The organism is Arhodomonas sp. KWT (assembly GCF_010993615.1).
In genome coordinates this window covers 1-6,931 of record NZ_WNXE01000142.1, presented here as the reverse complement: position 1 = coordinate 6,931, position 6,931 = coordinate 1, and the positions used below count along the sequence as shown (strand labels likewise).

8 protein-coding genes are annotated in these 6,931 nt (G+C 67.8%); 5 read left to right on the top strand and 3 right to left on the bottom strand.

The genetic code is table 11. The annotated features are described in order from the left end of the window. Positions 1-239: 239 nt before the first annotated feature. Entirely contained in the window at positions 240-428 is a 189-nt protein-coding gene (locus tag G7A99_RS25575; protein ID WP_240466297.1) for a hypothetical protein, read from the bottom strand. Further along, positions 425-1,492 (bottom strand): transposase family protein, encoded by a 1,068-nt coding sequence (locus tag G7A99_RS15095; RefSeq protein ID WP_240466296.1) that lies wholly within the window; start codon positions 1,490-1,492, stop codon positions 425-427. The genes G7A99_RS25575 and G7A99_RS15095 overlap by 4 nt, the downstream gene beginning before the upstream one ends. Before the next feature lie 259 nt (positions 1,493-1,751). Here G7A99_RS15095 and G7A99_RS15090 point away from each other — a divergent pair, with 259 nt between their 5' ends. The 4 genes from G7A99_RS15090 to G7A99_RS15075 all read left to right on the top strand — a co-directional run bounded on the left by G7A99_RS15090 (position 1,752) and on the right by G7A99_RS15075 (position 5,881). After that, the gene (locus G7A99_RS15090; protein ID WP_163141601.1) at positions 1,752-2,264 is read left to right on the top strand and encodes a TRAP transporter small permease subunit; all 513 of its coding nucleotides are present in this window, start codon (positions 1,752-1,754) and stop codon (positions 2,262-2,264) included. Then, positions 2,254-3,579, top strand: coding sequence for a TRAP transporter large permease subunit (locus G7A99_RS15085; RefSeq protein ID WP_163141598.1), 1,326 nt, complete (start codon positions 2,254-2,256; stop codon positions 3,577-3,579). Before G7A99_RS15090 ends, G7A99_RS15085 begins: the two co-directional genes overlap by 11 nt. Positions 3,580-3,631: 52 nt before the next feature. Continuing rightward, complete coding sequence (dctP, locus tag G7A99_RS15080) at positions 3,632-4,759, top strand: TRAP transporter substrate-binding protein DctP (RefSeq protein WP_163141595.1); 1,128 nt, start codon at positions 3,632-3,634, stop codon at positions 4,757-4,759. Between the two features lie 294 nt (positions 4,760-5,053). Further along, positions 5,054-5,881: a TRAP transporter substrate-binding protein gene (locus tag G7A99_RS15075; protein ID WP_163141593.1), complete on the top strand. Its 828-nt coding sequence runs from the start codon at positions 5,054-5,056 to the stop codon at positions 5,879-5,881. On the opposite strand, the gene ampD is transcribed toward G7A99_RS15075, so the two are convergent. Beyond that, positions 5,866-6,459, bottom strand: coding sequence for a 1,6-anhydro-N-acetylmuramyl-L-alanine amidase AmpD (gene ampD, locus G7A99_RS15070; protein WP_163141590.1), 594 nt, complete (start codon positions 6,457-6,459; stop codon positions 5,866-5,868). The two genes, G7A99_RS15075 and ampD, sit on opposite strands and share 16 nt — an antisense overlap. A 122-nt stretch (positions 6,460-6,581) precedes the next feature. On the opposite strand from ampD, the gene G7A99_RS15065 reads away from it, so the two are divergent. Then, the coding region (locus tag G7A99_RS15065) for a DUF255 domain-containing protein (RefSeq protein WP_163141587.1) at positions 6,582-6,931 on the top strand (350 nt) is incomplete at its 3' end.

Genomic DNA, 6,931 nt, shown 5'->3' with positions numbered 1-6,931 from the left:
GTCTTCGGCCACTGGTCGACATTGGGACTGATCTCGGACGCCCGCGTGCTGTCGCTGGATACGGGCTGCCTGTGGGGCGGCTCCCTCACCGCGGTACGGCTCGACGACGGCGACGCGATAACCGCCGTCGCCTGCGAGGCCGCGCTGCAGCCCGGCCCCGGCCGCTGAGACCGCGACCGGCCGGGGGAGTCCTTTCCAATCCTGAAATGAGCCTGAAGGAAGGTGGTAAGTGATCCCCCTCAGGCGGCCGGGTTTTGGGTGTTGTTGATGGAACGAAACAGCTCGGCCCGGGCCTGATTGAGTCGCCGGGCGGCCTCATTGTCGCTGATGGCGTAAGCGATTGCATCCAGTTGTTCGAAGGTGATGCCGGGCTTGAGGTAGTGGTCGGCCCTGGGCAGGGATTTGAGCTTCTCAAAGGGGGTCATCATGTCCTCGTAGCGGTAGCGCTTGCGGATGCGGCCCCTGGCGTCGACCTCCTCGGTGGGGAACAAGCAGGGGCGGTGGAAGTTGAGGTAGGGCGAGAGCACGCCCTGGGCGAAGGCGTTGACCGCCTCGGCGAAGCGAGCGGGGATGTGGGCGTAGCCGAGGTGCTTGCGCACCACCGAGCCATTTTTCGACTCCACCAGGGCGTTGTCGTTGCTCTTGCGGGCGCGGGACTTCGGTAGAACTGCTCGATGCGCAGCTTCTCGAGCAGCGTGGTGACGCGCTTGTTGATGTACTCCGAGCCGTTGTCGGCGTAAAAGCCGAGGGTGAGGAAAGGAAACGCCTCCAACAAGGCCTCGAGCACCGGCAGCAGGAAGCGCTCGGAGAGGCGCTCGAGCGAGCCGACGAACTGGAACTGGGTGACCTCGTCGACCCGGTTGATGTGGTAGAGGCCCTTGATGCCGTCGAGGTCGCCCTGGTGGACCGAATCGACGCGCAGGAAGCCGGGACGGCCCTCGGGGCGGGGGGATCGAAGCTCGCCGATATTGACCTTGACCGGGTGCGTCTTGTCCACCGAGCCGCGTTGGCGCTGGTAGGTCTGTGAGCCCCTGAGGTTGTAGAGAGGGCCGTTGGAGATCCCCGCAAGGCGCTCGTAGCGGGTGTCGCCGAACACCGCGTAGGCGCGCTCACAGAGCTTGCGGGCGGCCGGCCCGGAGAGCGTGCCGTGCAGGGCGTCGAGCTCGGCGAGCAGGCGGACATCGGCCGGGGTGTAGCGCCGGGCGAAGGGCGCCGCTGGCGGGCCACGGCGGTCACGGATGGCGCCGGTCTCGCAGAATTGCTGGATCAGCCGGGTGATCTGCGCCCGGGACAGGCCGGTGACCTTGGCCAGATAGCGCCGCACCAGGCCCTTGTCCGCCTTGCCCAGGCGGGGGTAGTGGAGGCGGCGCAGCTCGCCGGCAATCCACTCGTAGGCGGCCTCCCGGGCCGGGGCCTCGAAACCGAGGGGACGGACGCCTTCCAGGAAGGCGCGGACTTGCTCCAGGGACTGGAGCCCTTGGGTCTTGAGCATGATGATCATCCTCCGATGATCCCAAACCCCGACCGCCTTCAGAGTCACTTCACGTTGGAATCACGCCCCTCCTTCAGGCTCATGTCTCGTTGGAAAAGGCTGGGGATTGACAGCTTGCGGCCACGTGCCCAATAATCCGCGGTACGGGTGAGCGGTACAACGGCACCCCGCAGGGCACGAAGACGCCCCGGTAACCGCCAGGACGGCCCCAGCCCGGCGTCACCTGACCTGCACAAGTAGAAGGGGGGAGAACAACGCCATGCAGGCCCTATTGCGAGCCATTGACGGGCTCAACGAGTGGACGGGGCGGGTCATCGCCGTCGCCACTGTGCTCATCGTGCTGTTTACCATCTACGACGTAGGCTCGCGGACGTTGTTCGCCCGTCCCACCGACTGGGCCTTCGAGGTCACCAAGCAGCTCTATGCGCTGCACTTCATGCTGCTCGGCGGCTACGCGCTGCTTCACCGCGCCCACGTGGAGGTGGATGTCCTCAAGGAGCGGCTCTCGCAGCGCGCCCGGGCGCTGCTCGAGGTCATCGGCTACCTGCTGTTCTGCCTGCCCTTTCTGGCGGTGATGCTGTACACGGGGTTCAGCTTCGTCGCCCGTTCCTGGCGTTACGGCGAGACTACCTACGGGATCATCGCCATCCCCGTCTATCCCATCAAGACGGTCATCCTCATCGCCGCGGTGCTCATCGGCCTCCAGGCCCTGGCGACGTTTCTGCGCGCGGCACGCGTGCTGAGCCGTGGGGGCAACGCCCATGTCGCCTGAGTGGCTCACCGTCCTGATGTTCGGCGGGCTGCTGGTCGGCCTGTTCATGGGCCACCCGCTGCCCTTCGTGCTCGGCGGCATCGCCGTGATCGCCGGTTTTCTGGGGCCGGGGCCACAGGTCTTCGGCATCATTGTCAACCGCATCTACGGCGGGGTCATGGACAACTACGTCCTGGTGGCCATACCGCTGTTCATTCTGATGGCCCGCTTCCTTAGCGACTCCGGGGTCACGGACCGCATGTTCGAGACCCTGCGCCTGGCCCTCGCGCGCATCCGCGGCGGGCTGACCCTGGCGGTGGTGGTGGTGTCCGTGCTCCTCGCCGCCACCACGGGTATCGTCGGCGCCTCCATCACCGTGATGGGGATGATCGCGCTGCGCCCGATGCTGGAATACGGTTACCAAAAGGAGCTGAGCACCGGCACGGTGATGGCGAGCGGCACGCTGGGCATCCTCATCCCGCCGAGCATCATGCTGGTGCTGATGGCGAGTTACTCCCCCCTGTCGGTGGGCGAGCTCTTCGCCGGGTCACTGGTCCCGGGCCTGCTCCTCGGCCTGGCCTACGCGCTCTACGTAGTCCTGATCGCCACCTTCAGACCGGACTGGGCGCCGCCGGCGGCCAGCGAGGAGCTCGCCGCCGTGGGCCGGGCGGAGGTGGCGGGACGGCTACTGCGTCACGTACTGCCGCCGATCACCCTCATCCTCGGCGTGCTCGGCGCGCTGTTCACCGGCGTGGCCACCGCCACCGAGGCCTCGGCCATCGGGGCCTTCCTCGCCTTCGTGTTGATGGTGATCTACGGCCAGTTCACCCTCCGCCGCTTCGCCGTGAGCCTGTTCGAGACCGGCAAGGTCACCGCCATGGTGCTGTGGGTCATCGTCGGCGCCACCGCCTTCACCGGAGTGTTCAACACCGGCGGCGGCATGGGCATGGTCCAGGACGCGCTCATCGGCTCGGGCCTGCCCCCGGCGATGCTCATCCTCACCATGCTGCTGATCGTCTTCGTGCTCGGCATGTTCCTGGACTGGACGGGCATCGTGCTGCTGAGTTTCCCTATCATGCTGCCGGTCATCGAGGCCATGGAGATGGACCCGCTGTGGTTCGTGGTGATGATGGCAGTGATGCTGCAGACCTCGTTCCTGACCCCGCCGTTCGGCTACTCCCTGTTCTATCTCAAGGGCGTGGCCCCGGCGGAGGTGGGGACCCTGCACCTGTATCGCGGCATCATCCCGTTCGTGCTCATCATCCTGGCCATAATCGGGATGATGGCCCTGTTCCCCGGCCTGGTGACCTGGTTGCCGAATCGGCTGTTCGGTTAGCATGGCCGCGGGATTCCCGGAGACGCCCCCCCAAAAAAACGGAGGAGAGACCATGCGCAAGACCACCGGAGTGACCCTGGGCCGCTTGCTGCTCGGCGGCCTCGCGGCCCTGGGCCTGGCGGCGACCACCGGCCAGGCCGCCGCCGCCCAGGCGGAGTGGACCATGACCACCACCTGGCCGTCGTCCATCGAGCTCATCGAGATCGACAAGCACTGGGTCGAATTGGCCAACAAGCTCACCGACGAGGAGCTCCATATCCGCTTCCATCCCGGCGGCGAGCTAATGCCGGGTACCCAGGTCTTCGACGCCGCGAGCGCCGGCAACATCGAGGCTGCCGGCGACTGGGTGGGCTACTGGGCCGGCCGCAGCCCGGCATTCGCGCCCCTTGCGAGCCAGCCGATGCTGTTCAACGCCACCGACTACATGAACTGGATCCAGGAGTGGGGCGGCTTCGAGCTCTACCAGGAGGTCTACGGCCAGTTCGGTCTCGTGTATCTGCCCTATGGCATCACCAACAACGAGTCCGGCTTCCATACCAATAAGCCCATCCGTTCGCTGGCGGACTTCAAGGGCCTGCGCCTGCGCCTGTCCGGTCGTGACCAGGGCCGGGTACTCGAGCGCTTGGGTGGCCAGCAGGTCAGCCTCGCCGGTGGCGAAATCTACCAGGCCCTGGAGCGCGGGGTGGTCGACGGCGCCGAGTTCTCGGTGCCCGGCGTGGACTTCGAGGCGGGCTTCCAGGAGGTCACCGACTACTGGGCGACCCCCGGCTGGCACCAGTCCGCCAGCGTCTTCGGCGTGATGATCAACAAGGACGCCTGGGATGCGCTGCCCAAGGAGACCCGGGAAACCCTGAAGGCCGCCGCCGAGGCCACCATGGCCTGGTCGCTGTCCTGGTCGGAGCGGCGCTCCACCGAGGGTACCCGGGCGTTCAAGGAGGCGGGGGTGGAGATCACCCGTCTGCCGGACGAGGACCTCAAGAAGCTCCAGCAGATCGCCAACGACGTGATCGTCAAGAGCAGCTGCGAGGATCCGCTGACCGCGAAGGTCTACTACTCCCAGATCTCCTATCTCAAGGACTATGCCGCCTGGCGTGATGTCTCGGCGCCCTTCAACCTGAGCCGCACCTATGGGGAGGACTGGGAACTCCCGGATCTCGAGGCCATCAAGGAGTGCCTCTAACGGCGCACCGGACCCGGCGGCGACCCCCGTCGCCGGGCCCCGTTCCAGGGGCTGGCAGACCATAGGTGCGCTACGCCGGCACGCCGGCGTCGTCGCTGCGGCCGCGCTCGTCGGCATTGCCGCAAGCGCCGACGCCAGCAATGAGACGCCGGTACACTGGCGCATGGCCCTTGGCTTCCCCGCCGAGCTGCCCGCCCTGGCCACGCCGGCCTCGTGGATGGCCGAACGCCTGGAGGGGATCAGTGGCGGCACCCTTACCTGGAGGTCACCGGACCCGGCAAGCCGGTACCGCCCATGCGGGTGCTCGAGGCGGTAAGCCGCGGCGAGGTCGAGGCCGGCTACACCTGGATCGGCTACGACCAGAACACCATTCCGGCGGTATCGCTGTTCGCCTCCGTTCCCTTCGGCATGAAACCTTGGGCGTTCTTGGCGTGGTACCGCTTCCACGGCGGTGAGGCGCTGCTCGCCGAGGTCTACGCCCGCGCCGGTCACGCTGTCCACGCGGAGCTTTGCGGGATCATCGGCCCGGGGACGGCGGGCTGGTACCGCCGCCCTATCGAAAGCCTCGCTGACTTCGAGGGCCTCAGGATCCGCTTCGCCGGGCTGGGCGCGCGGGTAATCACGCGCCTTGGGGCGACGGTGAGCACGGTGCCGGCGGACGAAGTCGCCACCGCGCTGGCGGCCGGCGCCCTGGATGCGGCGGAGTTCTCCCTGCCCGCCGTCGACGAGTTCCTCGACCTGGACGAATACGTGCAGTACACCCTGTTCCCAGGCTGGCACCAGCCGTTCTCGGCCCAATACCTGCTGGTCAACGAGGGATCCTGGAGGGGGCTGGCACAGGTGGACCGGGAGCGCATCCGCCTCGCCTGCATGGCGGCCACCAGCTACGCCCTGGCGGAATCGGAGGCCCGCAACCCGGAGGCGTTCCACCGCTTCCGCGAGCAGGGGATCCACGCCGGCGACATCCCGCGCCACGTCCTCGAAGAGCTCCGCGGGATCACCGACGACCTCCTCGACGCCATGGCCGCGGACGATCCGCTGTTCCGGCGGATCCTCGAGAGCCAAAGGGCGTTCCAGGGGGACTATCGGCAGTGGGCGAAGCGCGCCTACCTGCCCCCGTAGCGCTGGACCCCGGGGATGCCCGGCGCGGGGATACCGAGGGAACGCGCCAAGCGGCCCCACTCGAAGACCGGCCCCGGGTCGCTCTTGCGAGCCGGGGCCACATGGCAATGCCCCACCACCCGCTCCGGCCGGATCGCCGGATAGGCCGCCATCAGCACTGCCAGCACCGCCTCAAGACGCTGGTACTGGGCCCCCGCATAGGGGATATCGTCGCTCCCCTCCAGCTCGATCCCGATGCTGAAATCGTTGCACTCCGCGCGCCCCGCCAGGGACGAGCGCCCGGCGTGCCAGGCACGCCGGGGGAAGGGCACGAACTGCACCAGCTCGCCGTCACGGCGGATAAGCAGGTGCGAGGAAACCCGCAGGTCGGCGATCTCCGCGAAAAACGGGTGCGCCGCCGGGTCGAGCCGGTTGGTGAACAGCCTCTCGATGGCGTCGCCGCCGAAATCCCCGGGCGGCAGGCTGATCCCGTGCAGCACAATGGCGTCGACCGCCGTCCCCGCGGGGCGCTCGTTGTGGTTCGGTGACGGGCACCAGCGCGCCGAGGCCAGCCAGCCCGTGTCGTCAACCCAGTCCATTTGCCGGACTCTCCCGCATCGTCTGTCTGGCCCGAATGCTACCATTGCGGCTGCGCCGTCCGGGTGCCGGCCTCCACGGTCCGGGCGGCGGGGCACACGAGCAGGAGCGAGGCGTCACCACCATGGCCACCACCGGCAGCAACGAACTGGCCCGCGAGGCCAGCCTGTATCTGCGCCAGCACGCGGACAATCCGGTGCACTGGCACCCCTGGGGCGAGGCGGCGCTGGCGGAGGCCCGTGAGCGCGACTGTCCGATCCTGCTGTCCATCGGTTACTCCGCCTGTCACTGGTGCCACGTCATGGCCCACGAGTGCTTCGAGTCGCCGGAGATCGCCGCGGCGATGAACGAGGGCTTCGTGTGCATCAAGGTCGACCGCGAGGAACGCCCGGACCTCGACCGCATCTACCAGACGGCCCACCAGCTCCTGAACGGCCGCGGCGGCGGCTGGCCACTCACGGTGTTCCTCACGCC

What these genes read in the sequence shown, in the direction of transcription:
- G7A99_RS15075 (WP_163141593.1), top strand. Translation starts at nt 5,054, where the DNA reads ATGCGGGTGCTCGAGGCGGTAAGCCGCGGCGAGGTCGAGGCCGGCTAC.
- G7A99_RS15085 (WP_163141598.1), top strand. Translation starts at nt 2,254, where the DNA reads ATGTCGCCTGAGTGGCTCACCGTCCTGATGTTCGGCGGGCTGCTGGTC.
- G7A99_RS25575 (WP_240466297.1), bottom strand. Translation starts at nt 428, where the DNA reads ATGATGACCCCCTTTGAGAAGCTCAAATCCCTGCCCAGGGCCGACCAC.
- ampD (WP_163141590.1), bottom strand. Translation starts at nt 6,459, where the DNA reads ATGGACTGGGTTGACGACACGGGCTGGCTGGCCTCGGCGCGCTGGTGC.
- dctP (WP_163141595.1), top strand. Translation starts at nt 3,632, where the DNA reads ATGCGCAAGACCACCGGAGTGACCCTGGGCCGCTTGCTGCTCGGCGGC.
- G7A99_RS15090 (WP_163141601.1), top strand. Translation starts at nt 1,752, where the DNA reads ATGCAGGCCCTATTGCGAGCCATTGACGGGCTCAACGAGTGGACGGGG.
- G7A99_RS15095 (WP_240466296.1), bottom strand. Translation starts at nt 1,492, where the DNA reads ATGCTCAAGACCCAAGGGCTCCAGTCCCTGGAGCAAGTCCGCGCCTTC.